The organism is Rhizobium sp. YTUHZ045 (genome assembly GCF_051124255.1).
Lineage (GTDB): Bacteria > Pseudomonadota > Alphaproteobacteria > Rhizobiales > Rhizobiaceae > Rhizobium.
The window spans coordinates 3,595,481-3,618,975 of the sequence record NZ_CP101432.1 but is presented as its reverse complement, the minus strand read 5'-3'; the positions used below and the strand labels follow the sequence as shown (position 1 = coordinate 3,618,975).

At 61.4% G+C, this 23,495-nt stretch carries 21 protein-coding genes; 8 read left to right on the top strand and 13 right to left on the bottom strand.

What is annotated here, in order from left to right; genetic code table 11:
* Positions 1–55: 55 nt before the first annotated feature.
* Positions 56–724 carry a DUF1345 domain-containing protein gene (locus tag NMA58_RS17875; protein ID WP_434711493.1) on the top strand — a complete coding sequence of 223 codons (669 nt, stop codon included), beginning with the start codon at positions 56–58 and terminating at the stop codon, positions 722–724.
* Between the two features lie 111 nt (positions 725–835).
* Positions 836–1,279, top strand: a complete 444-nt coding sequence (locus NMA58_RS17870) for a DoxX family protein (protein WP_434711492.1) — start codon at positions 836–838, stop codon at positions 1,277–1,279.
* 83 nt (positions 1,280–1,362) lie between these two features.
* On the opposite strand, the gene NMA58_RS17865 is transcribed toward NMA58_RS17870, so the two are convergent.
* The 7 genes from NMA58_RS17865 to NMA58_RS17835 form a co-directional block, all read right to left on the bottom strand.
* Positions 1,363–1,536, bottom strand: coding sequence for a DUF1328 domain-containing protein (locus NMA58_RS17865; RefSeq protein WP_004678026.1), 174 nt, complete (start codon positions 1,534–1,536; stop codon positions 1,363–1,365).
* A 121-nt stretch (positions 1,537–1,657) separates the two neighbouring features.
* Positions 1,658–3,085, bottom strand: coding sequence for a gamma-aminobutyraldehyde dehydrogenase (locus NMA58_RS17860; RefSeq protein WP_434711491.1), 1,428 nt, complete (start codon positions 3,083–3,085; stop codon positions 1,658–1,660).
* A gap of 13 nt (positions 3,086–3,098) precedes the next feature.
* Positions 3,099–3,911: an ABC transporter permease gene (locus NMA58_RS17855; protein WP_434711490.1), complete on the bottom strand. Its 813-nt coding sequence runs from the start codon at positions 3,909–3,911 to the stop codon at positions 3,099–3,101.
* Complete coding sequence (locus tag NMA58_RS17850; RefSeq protein WP_434711489.1) at positions 3,901–4,863, bottom strand: ABC transporter permease; 963 nt, start codon at positions 4,861–4,863, stop codon at positions 3,901–3,903. Before NMA58_RS17850 ends, NMA58_RS17855 begins: the two co-directional genes overlap by 11 nt.
* A complete protein-coding gene (locus tag NMA58_RS17845) occupies positions 4,860–5,846 on the bottom strand; it encodes an ABC transporter ATP-binding protein (RefSeq protein ID WP_097597184.1) in 987 nt (328 codons plus the stop codon). Before NMA58_RS17845 ends, NMA58_RS17850 begins: the two co-directional genes overlap by 4 nt.
* Before the next feature lie 210 nt (positions 5,847–6,056).
* Positions 6,057–7,217, bottom strand: a complete 1,161-nt coding sequence (locus NMA58_RS17840) for an ABC transporter substrate-binding protein (RefSeq protein ID WP_183698620.1) — start codon at positions 7,215–7,217, stop codon at positions 6,057–6,059.
* 118 nt (positions 7,218–7,335) lie between these two features.
* On the bottom strand, positions 7,336–8,244 hold the full coding sequence (locus NMA58_RS17835; protein ID WP_430958044.1) for a LysR family transcriptional regulator: 909 nt from the start codon (positions 8,242–8,244) through the stop codon (positions 7,336–7,338).
* 179 nt (positions 8,245–8,423) lie between these two features.
* On the opposite strand from NMA58_RS17835, the gene NMA58_RS17830 reads away from it, so the two are divergent.
* Positions 8,424–9,182 (top strand): hypothetical protein, encoded by a 759-nt coding sequence (locus NMA58_RS17830; protein ID WP_430958043.1) that lies wholly within the window; start codon positions 8,424–8,426, stop codon positions 9,180–9,182.
* A 64-nt stretch (positions 9,183–9,246) separates the two neighbouring features.
* Here the strand turns inward: NMA58_RS17830 and lysS are convergent, their stop codons facing one another.
* The 5 genes from lysS to NMA58_RS17805 form a co-directional block, all read right to left on the bottom strand.
* Positions 9,247–10,743 carry a lysine--tRNA ligase gene (gene lysS / locus NMA58_RS17825; protein WP_183698624.1) on the bottom strand — a complete coding sequence of 499 codons (1,497 nt, stop codon included), beginning with the start codon at positions 10,741–10,743 and terminating at the stop codon, positions 9,247–9,249.
* 22 nt (positions 10,744–10,765) lie between these two features.
* On the bottom strand, positions 10,766–12,232 hold the full coding sequence (gltX, locus tag NMA58_RS17820) for a glutamate--tRNA ligase (protein ID WP_085779528.1): 1,467 nt from the start codon (positions 12,230–12,232) through the stop codon (positions 10,766–10,768).
* A gap of 243 nt (positions 12,233–12,475) precedes the next feature.
* Positions 12,476–13,225, bottom strand: coding sequence for a TerC family protein (locus NMA58_RS17815; protein ID WP_085779527.1), 750 nt, complete (start codon positions 13,223–13,225; stop codon positions 12,476–12,478).
* Positions 13,226–13,332: 107 nt separating this feature from the next.
* Entirely contained in the window at positions 13,333–14,169 is an 837-nt protein-coding gene (locus NMA58_RS17810; protein WP_430958041.1) for an AraC family transcriptional regulator, read from the bottom strand.
* A 107-nt stretch (positions 14,170–14,276) separates the two neighbouring features.
* Positions 14,277–14,957 (bottom strand): TetR/AcrR family transcriptional regulator, encoded by a 681-nt coding sequence (locus NMA58_RS17805; RefSeq protein ID WP_430958040.1) that lies wholly within the window; start codon positions 14,955–14,957, stop codon positions 14,277–14,279.
* A gap of 151 nt (positions 14,958–15,108) precedes the next feature.
* Here NMA58_RS17805 and NMA58_RS17800 point away from each other — a divergent pair, with 151 nt between their 5' ends.
* The 5 genes from NMA58_RS17800 (at position 15,109) to xylA (ending at position 22,161) form a co-directional block, all read left to right on the top strand.
* Positions 15,109–16,323: an HlyD family secretion protein gene (locus NMA58_RS17800; RefSeq protein ID WP_434711488.1), complete on the top strand. Its 1,215-nt coding sequence runs from the start codon at positions 15,109–15,111 to the stop codon at positions 16,321–16,323.
* 26 nt (positions 16,324–16,349) lie between these two features.
* Positions 16,350–17,951: a DHA2 family efflux MFS transporter permease subunit gene (locus tag NMA58_RS17795; RefSeq protein ID WP_430958038.1), complete on the top strand. Its 1,602-nt coding sequence runs from the start codon at positions 16,350–16,352 to the stop codon at positions 17,949–17,951.
* Between the two features lie 205 nt (positions 17,952–18,156).
* Positions 18,157–19,179, top strand: coding sequence for a LacI family DNA-binding transcriptional regulator (locus tag NMA58_RS17790; protein WP_434711487.1), 1,023 nt, complete (start codon positions 18,157–18,159; stop codon positions 19,177–19,179).
* A 20-nt stretch (positions 19,180–19,199) separates the two neighbouring features.
* A complete protein-coding gene (gene xylB, locus NMA58_RS17785) occupies positions 19,200–20,654 on the top strand; it encodes a xylulokinase (protein WP_434711486.1) in 1,455 nt (484 codons plus the stop codon).
* Between the two features lie 196 nt (positions 20,655–20,850).
* Positions 20,851–22,161, top strand: a complete 1,311-nt coding sequence (xylA, locus tag NMA58_RS17780; RefSeq protein WP_434711485.1) for a xylose isomerase — start codon at positions 20,851–20,853, stop codon at positions 22,159–22,161.
* A gap of 61 nt (positions 22,162–22,222) precedes the next feature.
* On the opposite strand, the gene NMA58_RS17775 is transcribed toward xylA, so the two are convergent.
* Complete coding sequence (locus NMA58_RS17775) at positions 22,223–23,254, bottom strand: LacI family DNA-binding transcriptional regulator (RefSeq protein WP_097597195.1); 1,032 nt, start codon at positions 23,252–23,254, stop codon at positions 22,223–22,225.
* Positions 23,255–23,495 lie beyond the last annotated feature (241 nt).

Here is a 23,495-nt window from a genome sequence, read left to right as displayed (position 1 = left end):
GGCAACCGCGCCTTTTTCATGCTCTTATCAATGACATATGCTGTCGGAGACCGATATGGCGGACGAGGAAGCGGCAAGGTCGCCTTTGGCACTTGCCCGCAAGCACGCAAGCTTCATCATTGCCGCTGTTGCCGGACTTGTGGTCTTCTTGGCTCTGACCTCGCGAGAGGTCGGCGCCGGCAATATCTTGTTCGGCTGGAATATCAGCGCCATTGTTTTTGTCGCGCTCAGCTGGCGCAAGATGCTGCGGGCGACGGTCGACTCGATCCGGAAACGCGCCGCCGATCTCGATTTTTCGGATACCGTTTTGCTGGCCCTTTCGATCGGTGCTGCTCTTGCGAGCATCGTCGGCATCGGCACCGAGCTTCATTCGATCAAGGAGGCGCCACCTGACGTTGCGCTGACGCGAGCGGGTGCCGCGGTGCTGACGATTCTGATCTCGTGGATTTTTCTGCATACGCTTTTCACCATCCACTATGCCCATCATTTTTATGGCGGGGCGGACGAAGAGAGCGGCCTCAAATTCCCCGACGGCATCGAAGAGCCCGGCTATTGGGACTTCCTCTATTTCTCCTTCACCGTCGGCGTTGCCGCGCAGACCGCGGATGTCGCGGTCAGTTCGACCAGCATGCGCAAGCTAACACTGCTGCATGCCGTGCTGTCGTTCCTGTTCAACACGACGATCCTGGCGCTGGCGATCAATGTCGGTGCAAGCCTGTTATAATGCGCCGTAGCCGGCGACCGGGAGGATCCAGCTCATAACACCCGGGAGACGGACGGAATTAACGCAGGGGCCACACGACCGGTCCACCTGCTCTGCAAAGCGGAGGGTATGATGAAGAGCGTCGCAAGCCGGTTCCGATCAGCCGACCTCGTTCTGCTTCTGGGCAGGCTTCTGCTGGCGCTGATTTTTCTGCACGAAGGCTCGTCTCTTGCGGCAGATCTCGCGTCGACCATCGACACCTTCGCGAACTTAGGGCTATCGGCGCCGGTAGCCTTGGCCACCATCGCTCTTCAAATCGGCGCCGGCATTTCCGTTGCGGCGGGTTTCCTCGGTCGGCTGGGTGCCACGGCGCTGGCGCTCTTCTGCCTGGCTACCGCCTTTCTCTTTCATACGAACTTTACCAGCCAAAACGAACTCTTGCATTTCGAGAAGGACCTGGCGATTGCCGGCGGCATGTTCGTCCTCGCCGCTTCCGGAGCGGGTTCGATATCGGTCGACAATCTGTTGAAAAGGCGGGCTAACAGCCTTCATCCCTGGCTGAGGGCGATGCTGTAGCCAATGCTGCAGGCTTTTGCGCGCCATGAACATGCCGCGGCTCTTCCGAGCCGCGGAATTGCTCCGGATTGGGCGGCGCCCGCTTACAAGACCGCCTGGCCGGCCATCAGCGCCAGAACCAGGAAGATCAGGAAGATCACCAGCGCAATACCGAAGAGCACGCGGGCGATGGTCGCGGTGGCGGCGGAGACGCCGGAGAAGCCAAAGAAGCCGGCGATGATCGAAATAACGAAGAATATCAGAGCCCATTTCAGCATGACATCATCCTTTGCGTTTGTCTGAAAAGACGCGGCAACCGGGAAATTGTTCCACGTCGCGCGAAATTGGACGATGTTCCTGCTGTCGGCGTGGCTTCCATATCCTTGACGTTTTCGCCGGTCAGCCGTGATTGATCATCACATGGCGAACGGCGGTATAATCCTCCAGCGCATAGACGGACATGTCCTTGCCGTAACCCGACTGCTTGAGGCCGCCATGCGGCATCTCGTTGACCAGCATGAAATGCGTGTTGATCCAGGTGCAGCCATATTGCAGGCGGCCGGCGGTCTTCATGCCGCGGCCGATATCCCTGGTCCAGACCGAGGAGGCGAGGCCGTAATCGCTGTCGTTCGCCCAACCGATGGCATCGTCAGCGTCGGAGAAGCGGGTGACGGAGACGACCGGGCCGAAGACCTCGCGGCGGACGATCTCGTCGTCCTGCAAGGCGCCCGCAATGACGGTCGGCGTGAAGAAGAAGCCTTTGTCGCCGGAGACCTTGCCGCCGGTGGTGATTTCCATGTGCTTGTGCTCGGAAGCGCGGGCGACGAAGCTTTCGACGCGGTCACGCTGGCGCCTGGAGATCAGCGGACCGATCTCGTTTTCGGTATCGTCGGCTTGGTTGAAGCGGATGCTTGAGACGGCCGAAGAGAGATCGGCAACGAAATTGTCGTAGACCTTGGCGTCGGCATAGATGCGGCAGGCCGCGGTGCAGTCCTGACCGGCATTGTAGTAACCGAAGGTGCGGATGCCTGACACGACGGCATCGATATCGGCGTCGTCGAAGACGATGACCGGGGCCTTGCCGCCAAGTTCCAGATGAGTGCGCTTGACGGTCTTGGCGGCGGCCTGCAGCACCTTCTTGCCGGTGGCGACATCGCCCGTGATCGAGATCATGTCGACTTTGGCGTGGTTGATCAGCGCATTGCCGACGCTTTCGCCGCGGCCGAGGATGACGTTGACCACGCCTTCGGGAAGGATGTCGGAAAGCAGCTTCGCCATCTTCAGCGCTGTCAGGGGCGTCTGTTCCGAGGGTTTGAAGACGACGGTGTTGCCGCCCGCGATTGCCGGCGCCAGCTTCCAGGCCATCATCATCAACGGATAGTTCCACGGCGCGATCGAGCCGACGATGCCGATCGGATCACGGCGGATCATCGAGGTGTGGCCGGGCAAGTATTCGCCGGCGGCCGGTCCGTGCAGGTTGCGCACTGCCCCCGCGAAGAAGCGGTAACAATCGACGATTGCCGGGATTTCATCGTTCAGCACTGAATTGATCGGCTTGCCGCAGTTCAGCGCTTCCAGCGCGGCGAAACCGGCGGCGTCCTTCTCGATAGCGTCGGCGATCTTCAGCAGGTAACTCGAGCGTTCGGAAGGCGTCGTCTGCGAGCAGCTCTTGAAGGCTTTTTCGGCGGCATCGACGGCGGCATCGACCTGGGAAAGCGAGGCCTCGGGAAGGTCGATCACCGTCTGTCCGGTCCTCGGGTTCAGGATGTGCTCTTCCGTCTCCGTGCCCTTTTCGAAGCGGGAACCGATCAACATTTGCGTATCCATGATGTTCTCCCTGTTATTTGCCGGCACCGGCGATCTGGTCGCCGTCGCGGGTGAGGTAATAGGCTGCCAGGATCGGCAGGAAGGTGACGAGCACCACGACCATGGCGACCACATTGGTGACGGGGCGCTGGCGCGGGCGGATGAGTTCTTCGAGCATCCAGATCGGCAGCGTCGATTGCTGGCCGCCGGTGAAGGTGGTGACGATGACCTCATCGAAGGACAGGGCAAAAGCGAGCATGCCGCCGGCAAGCAGGGCGGTGCCGATATTCGGCAGGATGACATGGCGGAAGGTCTGGAATCCGTCGGCGCCGAGATCCATCGAAGCTTCGATCAGCGAGCCGGAGGTGCGGCGGAAGCGGGCGACGGCGTTGTTGTAGACGACCACCACGCAGAAAGTGGCGTGGCCGAGCACGATGGTCCAGACCGAGAACGGGATGTCGAAGAGGCTGAAGGCGGAGCGCAGCGCAATGCCGGTGATGATGCCGGGAAGCGCGATCGGCAGGATGACCAGCAGCGAGATCGCCTCGCGGCCGAAGAACTTCGTCTGGCTGACGGCCGCGGCACAGAGCGTGCCGAGGATCAGCGCGATCGCGGTGGCGATGACGGCGACCTGCACGGAAAGGCCGAGCGCCGACCAGACGTCGGTCCGGTTCCAGGCAACGGCGAACCATTGCAGCGTCAACCCGGGTGGCGGCCACTGATAGCTCTTCTCCTCCGTCGTGAAGGCATAGACGAAGATCAGCAGGATCGGCAGGTGCAGGAAAAGCAGCCCGCCGGCGGCGGCGATCTTCAAGGGCAGCGGCGATGTCTTGAGATCAGAGGGCATCGAAGGCCCCCAGTCTTTTGGCGAGCGACAGATAAAGCGCCATGATGACGATCGGCACGACCGAGAAGGCAGCCGCCAGCGGCACGTTGCCAGCCGTCCCCTGCTGCGCATAGACGGCCTGGCCGATGAACAGCCTGGAAGAGCCGATGATCTGCGGGATGATGTAATCGCCGAGGGTCAGCGAAAAGGTGAAAATCGAACCGGCGATGACGCCGGGGAGTGCCAGGGGCAGCAGCACGGTGCGGAATGTCTGGCGCGGGGTGGCGCCGAGATCCGCCGAGGCCTCGATCAGGTTGCCGGGCACACGCTCGAGGGCCGCCTGAGTCGGCAGAATCATGTAGGGCAGCCAGACATAAACGAAGACGATGAAGGTGCCGAGGTAGCTGACCGAAAGCGAATTGCCGCCGACGACGGGCAGGTTCAGGACGCCGTCGAGAAGCCAGGAGAGATGGAGCTGTTCGAAGATCCAGGTCAGGATGCCTTCTTTAGCGAGGATCAGCTTCCAGGCGTAGATCTTGACGAGATAACTCGACCAGAGCGGCAGCATGACGCCGAGATAAAACAGCACCTTCCATTTGCCCCGCGCATAACGGGCGGCGTAGTAGGCGATCGGGAAGGCGATGAGTGCGGAAGCGACGGTGACCAGCGCCGCCATTACGACGGTGCGGATAATGATGTCGAAATTCGTCGGGCTCAGAAGCTGGGCGTAGGTCGACAGCGTGAATTCGTAGTTCACCAGTCCGGAAAAATCGTCGATCGAGAAGAAACTCTGGAGAAGCAGGGCGATGAGCGAGCCGATATAGATGATGCCGAGCCAGAGCAGGGGCGGTGTCAGCATCAGGAACAGCAAAAGCTTCGGGTGCCGCCAGAAGGCATCCGACAGCCGGCCGAAGACGCCGCTGCGTCCCGGAAGGATCGATGTCTTGCCGTCGGAGATGATGAGTGCCGTCATGCCGCATCGTCCATGTAGTGGATATCGGCGGGCTGCCAGGCAAGCCGGATGCCGGCGCCGATATCCGGCACAGGCATGTCTGCCGGCAGCGTGACATGCAGCCGGCTGCCCTGCAGGTCGACGCTGAGACGGGTGGCGGCGCCGAGGAAGCTCGCATGCTCGACCTTCGCCTCGATGCCGTCGCTTGCCAGCCGGATCGCCTCGGGGCGCAGGCTCGCCCAGCGTTTCTCGCCGCCGATCGCTGCCATCAGATCAGGCGCGATTACATTAGACGAGCCGACGAAATCGGCGACGAAACGGGTCTTCGGGCAGCGATAGATATCCTGCGGCGTGCCGTGCTGGACGATATTGCCATTGTTGAAGACCGCGACGCGATCGGCCATAGACAGCGCCTCGCCCTGATCATGGGTGACGAAGACAAAGGTGATGCCGAGCGCGCGCTGCAGGCTCTTCAATTCCTCCTGCATCTGCTCCCGCAGCTTCAGGTCCAGCGCACCGAGCGGCTCATCGAGCAGCAGCACCTTCGGCTTGTTGACGAGGGCGCGGGCGAGCGCCACGCGCTGCCGCTGGCCGCCGGAGAGCTGGCCGGGGCGGCGGCCGCCATAACCCGGCAGTTTGACGAGCTCGAGGGCTTCTCCCGCCGCCTTCATCCGCTCCGCCTTGCCGACGCCCTTGACCATCAGCCCGTAGGCGACGTTGTCGAGGATGTTGAGATGCGGGAAGAGCGCGTAATCCTGGAATACGGTGTTGACGTTGCGCCGATAGGGCGGAACGCCGTCGGCCGTCTCGCCGAAGATCTGAATGTGGCCTGCTGTCGGCTGTTCGAAGCCGGCGATCAATCTGAGGCATGTCGTCTTGCCGGAACCCGACGGGCCGAGCATGGCGAAGAACTCGCCCGGCGCTATTTCGAGATCGACGCCGTCGACGGCGCGAACCTGGCCGAAATGGCGCGATACCTGTTGGAAGCGGACGGCTGACGTCATGGAAGGCTCCGGGTCTTTCAATAGAGGGCGTCGGTCGCGGCTTAAATGACCCCGCCCCAACCCCTTCCCACAAGGGGGAGGGGCTTAATCTGCCGCATCCTCGCAAAGAACTCGGTGTTCAAGAGGAGCGAGGCGGTGCCACTTGTAGCCCCTCCCCCTTGTGGGAAGGGGTTGGGAAGGGGTCTTCAACCACACAAGCCGACTTGGCTATTACCGCCCGCCAATCACGCCGATGTAATCCGACACCCAGCGGTGATAGGGCACGCATTCGCTCTGCGTTGCGCATTTGGCGACCGGTGTTTTCCAGAACTTGATCTTGTCGAAGTGATCGAAGCCGTTGGTGGCGCAGCCGGTTTCTCCCATCAGTTCGTTGCCCTTGCAGGCAGCGGGAACGGAGGGCACGGCGCCGAACCAGGCGGCGGCGTCGCCCTGGACCTTGGCCTGCAGCGAATGTTCCATCCACATATAGGCGCAGTTCGGATGTTCGCTGTCGGCGTGCAGCATGGTCGTGTCGGCCCAGCCGGTGACGCCTTCATCCGGAAAGGTGGAGGCGATCTTCTGCTTGTCGGCCTGGAGCAGGTTGACCTGAAAGGGCCAGGAGCCGGAGGCGACGACGCCTTCGTTCTTGAAGTCGTCGATCTGGATCATCGCGTCGTGCCAGTAGCGTGAGACGAGCTTGCGCTGGCCGCGCAACAGGTCGAGGGCGGCCTTGTACTGGTCCTCGGTCAGTTCGTACGGGTCCTTGATGCCGAGATCGGGCTTATGGGCCATCAGATACATGGCCGCATCGGCGATATAGATCGCGCCGTCATAGGCCTGGACGCGGCCCTTGTTTGACTTGCCGTCCGGCAGGGTCTGCTCCTCGAAGACGACACCCCAGCTGGTCGGCGCCTTGTCCTTGAAGGCGTCGGTATTGTACATCAGTACGTTCGGCCCCCAGAGATAGGGCACGCCGTAATGCACGCCGCCGACCGTGTACCATGGGCCGTCCTGCAGGCGCTTGTCGACATTCTTGAAGCTCGGGATCAGATCGGTATTGATCGGCTGGACACGCTTGCCGGCGATGAGGCGAAGCGACGCGTCGCCGGATGCGGTGACGAGATCGAAGCCACCTTCGTTCATCAGCGACACCATCTCATCGGATGTGGCGGCAGTCTTGACTGAGACCTTGCAGCCGGTTTCCTTTTCGAAGCCGGTGACCCAGTCGTAATTCTTGTCGGTTTCGCCGCGTTCGATGTAGCCGGCCCAGGCGACGATGCTGACCGCGCCTTCGCCCTTACCCAAAGCCTTCAGCGGTTCGGCGGCGACCACCTGTGTCGCGAAGCTCAGGCAGGCGAGCGCTGCCGTGCAGGATTTCAAGAGATTCGTCATCTTCGTCTCCCGGTTTGGTGCCACTTCTGTGGCGATTTGTTCCCGGTTGAAAAGGTGACGCCAAAAGCCCGGTTTCGCAAATTCATTTATCAGAAAGGCGATATCGGAAATTCCGATATCAGCGGAGCCGGCCGGACCGCATGGTTTCGGCGATGCCGACGAAATCGCGCGCCGCCTGCGGCAGGCTGGAGCCCTTGCGCCAGACCATCCCCACCTGGACGACCGGCAGCGAGCCGGAGACGTCGCGGCTCTCGATGCGGTCGCCTTCGAGCGACCAGGGTCGGTAGACAAGATCGGGAAGCAGCGCCACGCCGGCGCCTGTGGCGACCAGGCTGCGCACCGCTTCCACCGAGCGGGTGCGGAAGGCGACATGCGGGCGGGCGCCGAGTGCGGAGAGCAGTTTGCCGGTATTCTCCTCGATCTCGTCGACCGTCAGCATGATCAGCGGTTCGCGGGCGATATCGGCGACAGAGATGATATCGGCCGACACCAGCGGATGGCCCATCGGCAGCCAGAGGCGATAGGGCGAGGTTTCGAGGATTTCCGCCTGGAGCGCCATGCGGTCGCGCAGATTGGATATCACCATCACCGCCACGTCGAGTTCGCCGCCGACCAGCAGATGTTCGAGATAGCCGCCATTGTCCTCGATGGCGCTGACTTCGATGCCCGGGCAGGCGCGCCGGTATCGCGCCAGCAGATCGGAGAGAACGTAGCCGGCGACAAGCGAGGTGACGCCGATATTCAACGTGCCGGAGAGGGTACTCTGCTGGCCGGAGAAGCTGGTCCGCGCATCGGAGACGGAGGCGAGAATCTTGGTCGCGTGACGGAGGAACTGATGTCCGTTGTGGGTAATCGTCAGGCCGCGCGGATGGCGCTCGAAGAGTTCGACGCCGAGATCGTTTTCGAGCTCCTTCAGCGCTTCCGTCACCGAGGATTGCGAGATCGAAAGGTTCTGCGCGGCTCGTGTCACCGAACCCTGTTCGGCGACGGCCACGAAATATTGGATCTGGCGAAGCGTGAAGGCCATGGGTGTTTAGAGCATGGCGGAATGTGCCGTGGCAAGCAGCCGAAAAATTCGGACCTTTTTTGGGATTTTCCTGAAATGGAGCGAGCACGGCGCGCCCACTTAAACTTTCCGAAACGTCATTTCCCTAGCATTCTCAGCACCTGTCCTGCGTTGGAGTTTGAGATGGCGGAGCAGTTGGCGTGAAGGCCTTACTGCGCATATTCCGGCCTTCCCGGAAATTGGCAATCATCATCGGCGGAGTCGCGCTTCTGGCGGGCGTTTCCGGCGGCGCGGCGCTGTATGTCGGCAAGGACAGGCTGATCGGCGTCTCCAGTGGCGGCGCGCTCGAATGCAGCGACGTCAACCTTGTGACGATCAGAAAGCAGGATCATGTCTGGGTGCGGAAATACATCAAGACCGAACCGACCGACGGGATGACGCGGGTCAGGACCGCGCTCCGTGTCGCCCAGGCCGTCTATGCCGCGCAGAAACCGGATCTGGTACAGGTGGTGGTGCTTGATGAGAACGGCCCAACGCTGCGCGCCGATATTCGCGGCCGGGCGATAGGCGCCGATGTCGTCTTCATCCCGCATCCCGACAAGACCGTTCCCGGCCTCGACGACAAGCGCTATACGGCGCGCTACTACGACGGCAAGGCCAGCGAAAACGGATTGTTCTTCGGCGAGCGTATCGAACTGCCGGCCGATGAGATCGCCATGATTAGCGCTGGCTTCAAGGATCCGGAGGATTGCGTCGATCCGGTCGCCGTCGCCTCGACCAAGGGCGAGGCGACGGGCAAGAAGATTGAGGAGAAGGACAAGAAGGCCGAGGGCGGGGGACATGGCGCGGCACCGGCTGCCGAAAGCGAACCGGCGCCAGCTGCCGAGGGCGACGGCGCCGATGTAGTGGCCGAAGCGCCGGCCGAAGAACCGTCGGCGGAAGCCGCCAAGACCCACTGAACAGGCATATGAAAAAGCGGAGCGCCGGCCGGCAGTCCGCTTTGATCAACCTGCATCTTTCCTGTCAGTCGGCCTTGCTGCGGCGGGCCGGGAAGAGGATGACGTCGCGGATCGACGGCGCGTTGGTCAGAAGCATGATCAGACGGTCGACGCCGATGCCGAGGCCACCAGCCGGCGGCATGCCCTGGTCGATCGCGTCCAGGAATTCGTCGTCCAGCTGCTTTTCCTTTTCGCCGCGGGCATGCGCCTGCTCGAGCTGCTCGACCATGCGGCGGCGCTGTTCCTCGGGATCGTTGAGTTCCGAGAAGGCGTTGCCGAGTTCCCAGGCATTGCAATAGGTCTCGAAGCGTTCGACAAGCCGCGGCTCGCCCGGCACTTCCTTGGCGAAGGGCGAGATGTCCTTCGGGAAATGCGTGACGTGGGCCGGCTGGATCAGCGTCGCTTCCACCTTTTCCTCGAAGATGAAGGCGAGGCATTCGCCCCAGGTCCAGTCCTTCTCAACCGCAAAGCCGGCAGCCTTGGCGGCGGCGCGGGCTTCCTCGTCGGTCTTGATGGCGAGGAAATCGATGCCGGTTGCTTCCTTGACGGCATCCGGCATCGGCACACGCTTGAACGGGCCCTTGAAGGAGAGGCGCTTGTCGACGAAGTCGAATTCCGTCGTGCCATGAATGGAGAGCGCCAGGGTCTCGAACAGCCGCTCGACGAGGTCCATCATGTCCTCGTAATCGGCATAGGCCCAGTAGCACTCCATCATGGTGAATTCGGGATTGTGGCGGGTGGAGACGCCTTCGTTGCGGAAGTTCCGGTTGATCTCGAAGACCTTGTCGGTGAGGCCAGAGACCAGCGTACGCTTCAGGAACAGTTCCGGCGCGATGCGCAGATACATGTCGAGCTTCAGCGTGTTGTGATGCGTCTTGAACGGCTCGGCGGTGGCGCCGCCATAGACGGAATGCAGCATCGGCGTCTCGACTTCCATGAAGCCGTCATTCTCCATGAAACGGCGGATCCCGGAGACGATCTTCGAGCGCTGCTGGAAGCGCAGCTTCGAATCCTCGTTGGTCATGATGTCGAGATGGCGCTTGCGGTAACGCAGCTCGATATCGGAGAGACCGTGCCACTTCTCGGGCATCGGCAGCAGCGACTTCGTCAGCATTTCGATTTTCTGCGCGTTGATCGTCAGCTCGCCGCGCTTGGTGCGGCGCACGATGCCGGTGACACCGATGATGTCGCCGATATCGATCATCGGCAGCAGGGCGCGGGCCTCTTCCGGCGTCGTGTCCTTGTGGCTGAAGATCTGGATCTTGCCGGAGGCGTCATGGATATCCATGAACATGCCGGAATTGCGCGAGGAATAGACGCGGCCGGCGACGGTGACGACATCCTGCGTCTCGACGTCGGGTTCCAGAGATTCATACTTGGCGCCAAGCTCAGCATTGGTCAGCGTCCGGTGAAAATGCGCCGGATATACATCGCCGATCTGCGCGCGCAGCAGCTTGAGCTTCTGGGCGCGCACCTCGGTCGCGTCGGAGGAAAGGGTGTTTTCGGTCTTGTTGTCAGCCACTGTCGAAATCCTCTGACTTTTCTTATTTCGAGCCGACGAGGGCGGCGACCGCCTGTGCTGCGAGCTTCAGGCGCTGGCGCACGACGGAGCGGCCGAGCAGCGCCATGGAATCGAAGAGTGGCAGCGAACGCGACGAGCCGGAGACGGCGACGAAGAGCGGTGCCACCACGACCTTCAGCTTTTTGCCCATGCGGTCGGCGACGGCGCGCAGCTCCGCCTCGATCGTCTCGACATTCCATTCCAGGATCTTTTCGAGATCGGGCTGGACGGTGTTGAGGATCTCTAGGATCTCTTCCGGCGGCGATTTGATCTTGGCGAAATCGGACGGCTGCAGGCTAAGATCGGATTTCAGCAGGAAGCCTGCTAGATCGGGCAGTTCGCCGAGCTTGGAAATGCGCGTCTGCGACAGGCGCAGGCCGGCCTTCAGGCGATCGTTCTCCATCGCCCAGGTCAGTACGCGCGCCTGGAATTCCTCCTCGGAGAGCTTCTCGCGGATCCAGCGGCCGTTCAGCCAGTCGAGCTTCTGAATGTCGAAGATCGCGCCTGCTTTGGAGAGATTGTCCGGATCGAACTTTTCGGACAGTTCTTCCATCGTCAGAAGCTCTTCGCCTTCGGCGATCTGGATGAAGAACAAGCCGAGGAAGTTCATCAGCGCCTCGGGGATATAACCGAGCGCGGAATAATAGGAGATCGAGGTTGGGTTCTTGCGCTTCGACAGCTTCGACTTGTCGGCGTTGCGCATCAACGACAGATGCATGAAGACCGGCTGCTCCCAGCCGAAATAGCGATAGAGCAGGATGTGCTTCGGCACCGACGCCAGCCATTCCTCGCCGCGCGCCACATGGGTGATCTTCATCAGATGATCGTCGATAACATTGGCCATGTGATAGGTCGGCATGCCGTCGGCCTTGATGAGGACCTGCATGTCGACGGAATCCCACGGAATGGAGACGTCGCCGTAGACGCCGTCGGTAAAGTCGCACGAGCCTTCGGCCGGGATCTTCATGCGGATGACGGTGCTTTCGCCGGCCGCCATGCGCGAGGTGACTTCTTCGGCCGTGAGGTTCAGGCAGAGACCGTCGTATTTCGGCGGCTTGCCGTCGGCGCGCTGCGCCTCGCGCATCTGCTCCAGCCGCGCAGGCGTGCAGAAACAGCGGAAGGCATGGCCATTGTCCAGCAGTTCCTGTGCATAGGGCTGGTACATCGGCTTGCGGTCGGACTGGCGATAAGGGCCGTAGGGGCCGCCGATATCGGGGCCTTCCTTCCATTCCAGCCCGCACCATTTCAGCGCGTCCAGCACCTTGGTCTCGAATTCCGGGGTCGAGCGCGTCGCATCGGTATCTTCGATGCGCAGGATGAACTCGCCACCGTGCTTCTTGGCAAAGAGGTAGTTGAAGAGAGCGATATAAGCGGTGCCGACATGCGGCTCGCCGGTCGGCGAGGGAGCGATGCGGACGCGGACGCCGGAAGCTGTCCCGGAATTTGTCATTGTATGTGCCCGTCAATGAATGCCGGACTGCTTTCACGGGAAAGCGACGTTCGGCCGGAAGGATGCAGATATCTTCATCGGCAAACCGGCCGAAAAAGGGCATTCGCCCGCACCATTCGCCGATCGTCCGTTCGGCTGGCCTTAGGCCATATTCAACCGGGCGCGTCAAGAAAAACCGCGTCCGCAACGGCTTGCGGACGCTGAGAAGGTGCGCCGGTTGCGGCGCACGCTCCCGTATCTGCCTCAGTGCGCGCCTTCGCGTTTCCGCTTGCGGGCGTTGCGTGCGAACATGTTCAGCACCTCGACCAGCGCCGAGAAGGCCATGGCGGCGTAGACGTAGCCCTTCGGCACGTGGAAGCCCATGCCTTCGGCGATCAGCGTCGTGCCGATCATCAGCAAGAAGGCGAGCGCCAGCATGACGATCGTCGGATTTCTTTCGATGAAGTTGGCGAGCGGGGTCGCGGCAACCAGCATGACGGTCACAGCGGCAATGACGGCGATCACCATAATCGGCAGATGCGGCGTCATGCCGACGGCGGTGATGATGCTGTCGACGGAGAAGACCAGGTCGAGCAGCAGGATCTGACCGATCGCCGATGCAAAGCCTGTCGTTGCCGACGTGGCGATGAAATCTTCCTGATGGTCTACGGGGTCGACGCTGTGGTGAATTTCCTTGGTGGCTTTCCAGACGAGGAACAGGCCGCCGGCGATCAGGATCAGGTCCTTCCATGAGAAGCCGTGGCCGAAGGCTTCAAACAGCGGTTCGGTCAGTTGCACGATCCAGGCAACGGTGCCGAGCAAGGCCAGACGCATGATGAGGGCAAGGCCGATGCCGATCCGGCGAGCTCTCTCGCGGTGCTCAGGAGGCAGTTTGTTGGTCAGAATGGAAATGAAGATCAGGTTGTCGATCCCGAGAACGACTTCCATCACCACCAGTGTGATGAGCGCCACCCAGGCGGCCGGGTCCTGAATGAGCGTCATGATATCCTGCATCAGCGTATATCCTCTTTGGCGTCACATGATGGAACGACGCGCGCAATGTAATGGCGCCTGCCGTCCGGACAAGCGCCACAAGCGGGTATACGAAACTGATATGATCTTTATTCCCTTACAGGTAGCCAGATTTCGGTGACGCCCATGCCGGTATAGGGATCGAAGCGCTCGTCGTAACATTCGAACATGTCGGGTGTCTCGCCATGTTCCAGGCCTGAGCTTGGCCACCATGTGCCGAAAATCCGGTTCATGGTCAGGGAAATGCCGGAGACGTGGCCGCGATGGGTGAAGACGGCGTAGCGCTGTCCCGGAAGCTTGAGCGTCGTAAACTCCGCGGGCAAGTCGCCGGCGTCGGAAATCTCGGCTGCGGCCATGTAGCGGAATTTCTCCTCCTCGCCGATATGTCTGCAGATGCCATAGGCGACATTGCCTTTCTGGCCTGGAATATGCCCGAAATGGGTATTGAACTTTTGCCAAAGCGAGGGGATGGCGGCATTGTCGCCATAAGGGTAGGTCTCCTGCAGGCCGGCAAAGAGCATTGGTTGAAGAGTCTCGAAACGGGGTGGTTCGAGGTCGTTGAGGTGGTCGGTATCCATTCGGATCGGCTCCAATAAAACAAGGTTACGGGCGTGTCCCTGTCTGCGCACAGCATCCGGCGTCATGCCGAACTGCTCGCGGAAGGCACGGGTGAAAGCTTCGTGCGAGCCGTAGCCCGCGCAAAGCGCAACCTCGAGAATGGTGGATGAGCCGGTGACCAATGCGGGCACGGCGCGGCTGAGGCGCCGTCCTCTCATGTAGCTGCTGATCGAGTGGCCGGTGACGAGCCCGAAGACGCGCGACAGATGGTAGCGCGACAATCCGGCTGCGTCCGATATCTCTTCCAGCGATATATCGCTTTCGAAATGGCTCTCTATGAACCAGATCGCCCGTGCGATGGCGTTCATCTTCATTCCCCTGGTTGCGGCTCCTTCATTAGAGAAAAGCCGGCAGCCGGGTTTGATCGTCCTTGCGGAGTTTTGGCCGAAGGGGAGCGGCAGTCAAGGATACGGGATTAAGCAGTCTCGTGCCGGCGCGCGCCGTAGGCTGCCATGAAGACCTTGATCGCACCGCGGATGACGCGGTCGATTTCCTCACGAGTCGGCGGTTCTTCCATGCTGCCGAACAGGCGGAGCTTGAAGAAGCTGCCGCTGGCAAGATCGAGAAACTGGCCGGCGGCAAGATCGATGTCGTCGATCTCGAGCCGGCCTTCGGCGACATGCTGTTCCAAAAAATCGCGCATGATCGTGCGCAGGTTTACCGGGCCCTTGAAAAAGCGTTGACAGAGTACCGGCATGCGGTCGCGAACGCCGAGAACGGTGCGCATCGCGCTGATGACCTTCTCATCGGTCATGTGGGTGACGAAGCTTATCCCGAATTCGTACAGGCCGGATTCGGGGTCATCATGCTCGGCAAGGGCCGTGCGCACGGCCGCCACGAAGGCGGCGCGCTCGGTCTCGATCATCGCCGAAAACAGCTCTTCCTTGTTGGTGAAATAGACGTAGAGCGTTCCCTTGGACACGCCAGCTTCGCGCGTTACGTCGTTCATGCTGGCGGCGTCGAAGCCCATTTTCATGAAGACTCGCTTGGCGCCGGCAAGAATTTGCTGGCGCTTGGCCGGGTCTTCGCCCGCGGCAAATCGGCCCCCGGCGGCGGGAGGACTGAATACGGCGGCGTGGTCGGGTTTTAGCGTCATGTCTCCTTAACCGTGTTCACGGTTTCACAACTTCCTTAAAAGAAATCGAACCGATTGGTTCTATACATCTTGATATGACGATAAAACAGGTTTATGTCAACTGAACCGAACCGTTCAGTTCGATTATTACTCCAAGATCGGTAGAGTGGCCATGTCGAGCAACCAGAAGAGCAACGTCGCGCGTATCGTCAGCGAAAACGCCGAAGCCGAAGAGGCAAAGGTCGCGGTCATTGCCGAGGCGCCGACGGCGGAAGCCCTGGAAAAGCCGGCTGCTCCCGCACAGTCAGTCCCGGCCCAGGGGCCAGTTGCTGCTCCTGCTACGGCAAAGAAGCGCCGCAGCCCGGTGCTGCCGATCGTCGTGCTTGCCCTGCTTGCGGGCGGCGGCTGGTACGGATACGAATGGTGGATGAACGGCCGGTTCATGGTGTCGACCGACGATGCCTATATCGAAGGCGATATCGCGACCATCTCGCCGAAGGTTACCGGCTACGTCGCGAAGGTGAATGTTGTCGCCAACCAGGAAGTCAAGGCAGGCGACGTTCTCGCTACCCTTGATAACGGCGACTACCAGAATGCCCTCGATCAGGCGAATGCCCAGATTGCGACCGAGCAGCTTTCGCTAAGCCGTATTGATGCGCAGATGGAAGGCGCCAAGGCAAGCCTTGTGCAGGCCCAGGCCCAGAAGACTGCCCTCGAAGCCACGGTTCGTGGCGCGGAAATCAAGCAGAAGCGCCAGAGCGACCTGCAGGCAAAGTCGGTCGGCACCACCGCGGATCTCGATGATGCCAATACCGCACTCGATCAGGCCAAGGCCAATCTTGCCGGCGGCGACGCCAATATCGTGGCGGCGCAGGCCAATATTGCCATCCTCGAAGCCCAGCGCAGGGAAGCGGAAGGTTCCGTCCGCACGCTTGAAATCCAGCGTGACAAGGCCGCCCGCGACCTCTCCTTCACCGTGCTCAAAGCGCCCTATGACGGCATCGTCGGCAATCGTTCCGTCCAGGAAGGCGATCTGGTCTCGCCCGGCCAGCGGCTGATGGCGCTCGTTCCGGTGCGCCAGCTTTATATCGACGCCAATTTCAAGGAAACGCAGATCCAGCATCTCGTTCCAGGCTCGAAGGTCAGCGTCCATGTCGATGCCTATGACGACCATCCGATCGTCGGCACCGTCGAATCGATCTCGCCGGCCTCCGGTTCGGTCTTTTCGCTGCTGCCGCCGGAAAATGCCACGGGCAACTTCACCAAGGTGATTCAGCGCGTGCCGGTGCGCATCGCGCTGCCGCAGGATGCGCTCGACAGCGGCCGTCTGCGCGCGGGCCTCAGCGTCGTGGTCGACGTTGATACTCGCACGGCGCCGAACAAGTGAGCCTCTAACAAGGCGGAGATGATCCGATGGCCGGGAGCGCGACAGCAACAGCGGGAACAATTCCGACAGCGCCCGCCCACGCCGGAGATCGCATGGATCCGAGGAAGCTCATCGCCTTTTTCGCGATGGTGCTCGGCATGTTCATGTCGATCCTCGACATCCAGATCGTCTCTGCGTCGCTTGCCGAAATTCAGGCCGGCCTGTCGGCCGGTTCCGACGAGATCGGCTGGGTGCAGACGGCCTATCTGATCGCGGAAGTTATCATGATCCCGCTGTCGGGCACGCTGGCGCGCATCATCTCGACGCGCTATCTCTTCGCCATCTCGGCCGCCGGCTTCACCATGGCGAGCGCGCTCGCCGCGACGGCGACGAATATCGACCAGATGATCGTCTACCGCGCCATACAGGGCTTCATCGGCGGCGGCATGATCCCGTCGGTCTTCGCGGCCGCCTTCACCATCTTCCCGCCGTCGAAGCGCAGCATTGTCTCGCCGATCATCGGCCTGATCGCGACGCTGGCGCCGACCATCGGCCCGACCGTCGGCGGCTATCTCAGCCACGCCTTCTCCTGGCACTGGTTGTTCCTCGTCAATATCGTTCCGGGCATCATCGTCACGCTGGTTACCTGGAACTTCATCGACTTCGACAAGCCGGAACTGTCGCTCTTCAAGAAGTTCGACTGGTGGGGGCTGATCTCGATGGGCGTCTTCCTCGGTGCGCTGGAATATGTGCTCGAAGAGGGCAACTCGAACGATTGGTTCAACGACAATTCCATCGCGCTGGCTGCCGTCGCCTCCGGTGCCGCGGCCATTGTCTTCTTCTATCGCGCCTTCACGGTGGAGTTTCCCGTCGTCGACCTGAAGGCCTTTGCGAACCGGAATTTCTCCTTCGGCTCGGTGTTTTCCTTCGTCATGGGCATCGGCCTCTACGGCCTTACCTATATCTACCCCGTCTATCTCGGGCGAATCCGCGGCTATGACTCGCTGATGATCGGCGAGACGATGTTCGTCTCCGGGCTTGCGATGTTTTTCACGGCACCGATCGCCGGGCGGCTGTCGACCAAGATGGACCTGCGCCTGATGATGGTGATCGGTTTTATCAGCTTCGCCGCCGGCACATACATCATGATCCATCTGACGGCGGACTGGGATTTCTACGAGCTCTTCATCCCGCAGATCCTGCGCGGTTTCGGGCTGATGATGTGCATGGTGCCGATCAACAACATCGCGCTCGGCACGATGCCGCCCTCGCGCATCCGCGGTGCGTCCGGCCTGTTCAACCTGACCAGAAATCTTGGCGGCGCCGTCGGCCTCGCTGTCATCAACACCGTGCTCACCAACCGGCAGGATGTGCACTACGAGCGATTGCGGGAGAATATGGACTGGGGCAATTCGGCGGCGATCGACCAGATGAACAACATGGCCGCCAATTTTACCAGTTACGGCATGGACGGCACTTCGGTCGCGATCAAGCAGATGGTTGGCCTCGCCACTAAGCAGGCGGTCATCCTTTCCTTCAGCGATGTGTTCCTGATCCTGACCGCACTGTTCGTTGCGATGATCCTGGGTGTCGCCATGATCAAGAAACCCGCGCCGCAAGGCGGCGGAGGAGGTGGCGGCGGCCACTGACCTCCGGCCCCGTCCCTCGAAAAGGCCCTCTCCGGAGGGCCTTTTTGTTGCGCTTTTCCAGCCTCTGTGTCATCAGGTGGGCGATCGCTCAGCGAATTGATGCCAGCGGCCGGCAAGACCGGAAAAATGATGCGAAAATCGCCCCGCTGGTTTTTTTGATTTACGTACATCAAATTTGGCGCTAATGGTCTCGTCAGGAGGAACGATGAGGCCAACTGTTCACGATATCGCCGCTGCGGCGGGCGTCAGTCTCGCGACTGTCGACCGGGTCCTCAATCAGCGTCCTGGTGTGCGCCATGTCACGCGGGAGAAGGTCGAGACCGCAATCCGCGAACTCGGTTATATCAGGGACGTCGCCGCCGCCAATCTCGCCAAGGGTCGCACCTATCCGCTGGTCTTCATCCTCCCGGCCAGCGACAATTCCTTCATGCACGGGCTCAATGCCGAAATCCGGCAGGCGATCCTCCGCTCGCCTGCTGAACGCACCGATATTCGTACCATCGAGGTACCTGCCTTCGATCCGGCCGCTCTCGTCGCCGTGCTCGAAGGGCTTTCCCGCGAAAAGCCTTGCGGCATCGCAATGGTTGCGACCGATGCGCCGGAAGTGCGTGCCGTCGTCGACGGGCTGGTGCGTGCGGGCTTTCCCATCGTCACGCTGGTGTCCGATCTTACCGGATCGCTGCGCCATCACTACGCCGGTGTCGACAATATTGCGGCTGGCCGCACGGCGGCCCGTCTGCTCGGCCGGTTCCTAGGGCCGCGAAGGGGCAAGATCGCCGTGCTCGCCGGCTCCATGCTGGTGCGCGACCATCGCGAGCGGCTGGAAGGGTTCACTTCGGTCATGGGAGAGGAGTTTCCCGATCTTGCGATCCTTCCGGTTCTGGAGGGCCGTGACGATCCGGAGATCGCCCATATGCTCGTCGCGGAGGCACTTGGGAATGCCGACATTATCGGCGTCTATAGCCTCGGCGCCGGCAATCGCGGCCTCATCCGGGCACTGAAGGAGAAGGCCGTCGACCGGACGCTGACGGTCATCGCCCACGAGCTGACCGCCCACACGCGGGCGGCGCTTATCGACAACACGATCGATGCGATACTCAATCAGAATGCCGGTCACGAGGTGCGCAGCGCCATCCGGGTGTTGAAGGCCAAGGCGGACGGGCTCGCCGTCATCGAAGCGCAGGAGCGCATCCGGCTCGACATATTCCTGAAGGACAATCTGCCGTAACGGCAAAGGGAGAATGCCACATGTATCTCGGTCTCGATCTCGGAACCTCCGGCGTCAAGGCGATGCTGATCGACGGCGACCAGAAGATCGTCGGTTCGGCCAACGGCGCGCTCGACGTCTCGCGCCCGCATTCCGGCTGGTCGGAACAGGAACCGGCTCACTGGGTGCGCGCGACCGAGGAGGCCGTCGCCGGGCTCAAGGCGAAACATCCAAAGGAGTTTGCCGCAGTCAAGGGCATCGGTCTTTCCGGGCAGATGCACGGCGCGACCCTGCTCGATGCTTCCGACAAGGTGCTACGCCCCTGCATCCTCTGGAACGACACGCGCAGCCATGTCGAGGCGGCGGCACTCGATGCCGATCCGCGCTTCCGTGCGCTGACCGGCAACATCGTCTTCCCCGGCTTCACTGCGCCGAAACTCGCATGGGTTCAGAAGCATGAGTCTGAGGTCTTCGCCAAGATTGCCAAGGTGCTGCTGCCGAAGGATTATCTACGCCTTTGGCTGACCGGCGAATATATCTCCGAAATGTCGGATTCGGCGGGCACCTCCTGGCTCGATACAGGAAAGCGCGGCTGGTCGTCCGAACTGCTTGCTGCCACCAACCTTTCCAAGGAGCAGATGCCGGCGCTCGTCGAAGGCACCGATCAGGCCGGCAGACTAAGGTCCGAACTCGCGGCGCAATGGGGCATATCGGGCACCGTCGTCGTCGCCGGCGGCGCAGGCGACAATGCGGCTTCGGCCTGCGGCATGGGTACGGTCAGCGACGGCGCGGCCTTCGTCTCGCTCGGCACCTCGGGCGTGCTTTTTGCGGCCAACGGCTCCTATCTGCCGAAGCCGGAAAGCGCCGTGCATGCCTTCTGCCACGCGCTGCCCAACACCTGGCACCAGATGGGAGTCATCCTGTCGGCCACGGATGCCCTCAACTGGCACTCCGGTGTGACCGGCAAATCCGCTGCCGAACTCACAAGCGAACTTGGCGAGAGGGTGAAGGCGCCTTCCGGCGTCACCTTCCTACCCTATCTCTCCGGCGAGCGTACGCCGCACAATGACGCCGTGATCCGCGGCGCATTCTTCGGGCTGGAGCATGAAAGCAGCCGCGTCGTGCTCACCCAGGCCGTGCTAGAAGGGGTGGCCTTCGCCATCCGCGACAATCTCGAAGCTTTGCGCTCTGCCGGCACCAACATTTCCCGCGTTACGGCAATCGGCGGCGGCTCGCGCTCCCGTTATTGGCTGGGTTCGATCGCCACTGCGCTCGGCTTTCCTGTCGACCTGCCGGCTGACGGCGATTTCGGCGCGGCCTTCGGCGCCGCTCGTCTCGGTCTGATCGCGGCGACGGGTGCGGATCCGATCGCCGTCTGCACGCCGCCAATGACGGCGGGCACGATCGAACCGGTCGCGGCGCTGAAGGGCGCTTATGAGGATGCTTACAAGCGTTACCGGGCGCTCTATCCGGCGATCAAGTCGCTGGCGCATTGAGAGTCTGAGCCAGCGGCCCCCTCACCCTACCCTCTCCCCCGAGGGGAGAGGCGGAGCCCGCAGCGACGGCTTTGAAAGAGCTGCAAACGTTGCGGCAAGTCTCTTCTCCCCCTGGGGAGAAGGTGCCGGCAGGCGGATGAGGGGGCTGTATGGCACGAACGATAAGACTGAACGACGAACCCAAGGAGACCCCAACATGAGCACCGGATTTTTCGGCGATATCCAGAAGATCAGATATGAGGGCCCGGACAGCACCAATCCGCTGGCCTTCCGCTATTACCAGCCGGACGAGATCGTCCTCGGCAAGCGCATGGAAGACCATCTGCGTTTTGCGGTAGCCTACTGGCACACCTTCACCTGGCCGGGCGGCGACCCCTTCGGCGGCCAGACCTTCCTGCGCCCGTGGTTCGAAGACTCGATGAAGGCGGCCAAGCTGAAGGCCGACGTCGCTTTCGAATTCTTCTCGCTGCTCGGTGCGCCCTACTACTGCTTCCATGACGCTGACGTGCGCCCGGAAGGCAAGAATTTTGCCGAGAACACCAGGAACCTCAACGAGATCGTCGATTATTTCGCCGAAAAGCAGGCGGCGACCGGCACCAAGCTGCTCTGGGGCACGGCGAATCTGTTCTCCAACCGCCGCTATATGTCGGGTGCGGCGACCAATCCTGATCCCGATGTCTTCGCTTTCGCAGCCGCGACGGTCAAGACCTGCATCGACGCTACGCAGAAGCTCGGCGGCGAGAACTACGTGCTCTGGGGCGGCCGCGAAGGTTACGAGACGCTGCTCAACACCGACCTCAAGCGCGAGCTCGACCAGCTCGGCCGCTTCCTCAACCTCGTTGTCGAATACAAGCACAAGATCGGCTTCAAGGGCACGATCCTGATCGAACCGAAGCCACAGGAGCCGACCAAGCACCAGTATGACTATGATGTCGCGACCGTCTACGGCTTCCTCAAGAAGCACGGTCTCGAAAACGAGGTGAAGCTCAATATCGAGCAGGGCCATGCGATCCTCGCCGGCCACTCCTTCGAGCATGAGCTGGCGCTCGCCAATGCGCTCGGCATCTTTGGCTCGATCGACATGAACCGCAACGACTACCAGTCCGGCTGGGATACGGACCAGTTCCCGAACAATGTTCCGGAAATGGCGCTTGCCTATTACTACGTTCTGGCAGGCGGTGGCTTCAAAACCGGCGGCACCAACTTCGACGCGAAGCTGCGTCGCCAGTCGCTCGACCCGGCAGACCTCTTGATCGGCCATATCGGCGGCATGGATTGCTGCGCCCGCGGTCTCAAGGCGGCTGCCAAGATGATCGAGGACAAGGCTCTGTCGCAGCCGCTTGCCGATCGTTACGCCGGCTGGGAATCGGCCGAGGCGCAGAAGCTCTTCCGCGGCGAGTATTCGCTCGAGGAGATCACCAATTGGGTCGAGACCAAGGATGTCAATCCGCAGCCGAGATCCGGCAAGCAGGAACTGCTCGAGAATATCGTCAACCGTTACGTTTGATGATGGACGCCGGCGGCCATCGGTCGCCGGCGCTTTTTGTGGTCGGCTATTCTATCTCCGTTCAGCGCTTCAACCAGTTGCGTGAGGGCGCGGAGACGGAGTTTCTCACCACGAGATCCGGCCTCAGCAGGATTTCCGTCTCGGCCGGCTGGCCGTCGGACAGAAGTTCCAATAACAGCGCCATCGCCTGCTTGCCGATCGCCGTTCGCGGCTGGCGGATCGTCGTCAAAGACGGGGATATGAAGACGGCCTGGGGCACATCGTCGAAGCCCGTCACCGAGAAATCCCGCGGAATATCATAGCCGCGTGCGCCGAGCCCGATCATGACGCCGATCGCCGTCTGGTCGTTCACGCACATGAAGGCTGTGGGAAGCGTGTCGCGCATGAAAAGCTGCTCGACCGCATGCCGTCCGCTTTCGATCGTGCCGTCGCCTTCGAGCACGATCCTCAAGTCGGGCGGGACGCCAGCAGCGTCGAGACCGGCATCATAACCCATGCGGCGCCTGGTATAGGCGAGCCGGGTGCGGGAATCGCCGATGAAGGCGATCTTGCGATGCCCTTCGGCCAGCAGCAGGTCGACAGCTTTCCGAGCGCCCTCGGTATCGTCAACGCCAACATAGGGGATGCCGCCGTTGAAGACCGGTTCGAAAACCCCGACGCTCGGCGGCAGCCGCGCCGTCATGGTCTGATGACCGAAGGGCAGGATGCCGGTGAAGAGGATGAGCCCGGCCGCCTGGTTCGAGTTGAAGAATTTCAGATATTCCAGGCCGCGCTGGGCATCGTTCTGGGTGTGGCCGATCAGGACGCCGTAGCCGTGGGCGCGGGCCTCGTTCTCCAGTCCGACGAGAATATTGGAAAAATTGGGATCGCCGATATCGGGCGCCACCACGAGGATCATGTTGGAGCGGCCGAGTCTCAGGCTGCGGGCCATGGCATTGGTCGTATAACCGGTGATGGCGATCGCCTGATTGACCTTGAGCCGCGTCGAGTTGGCGACTTTTTCCGGCGTGTGGATCGCCCGCGAGACCGTCGCGATGGAGACCTCGGCGATCCGGGCGACATCTTCGATTGTTGCGGGCGTGGAATTCGACACTGGGGCTCTGCCTTAAGGCTGTCTTCGCCGCGACACTACACAGACTTGTCGAGAGGTCAAAGGCAAGCGTCAACTGATCTGTGTTAATCCACGATGTAAACCTTTACATGGTTGATGTAAAGGTTTACATAAGGCTCGAAGCGGATGGGAGCCGCGTGCGCGTGCCTGTTTGAGGCCTAAGGCGGTTTTCAGACGGAAAATGTGCGCTAGTTCAAAATGGAGCGTTGCCGGGATGCGGCGC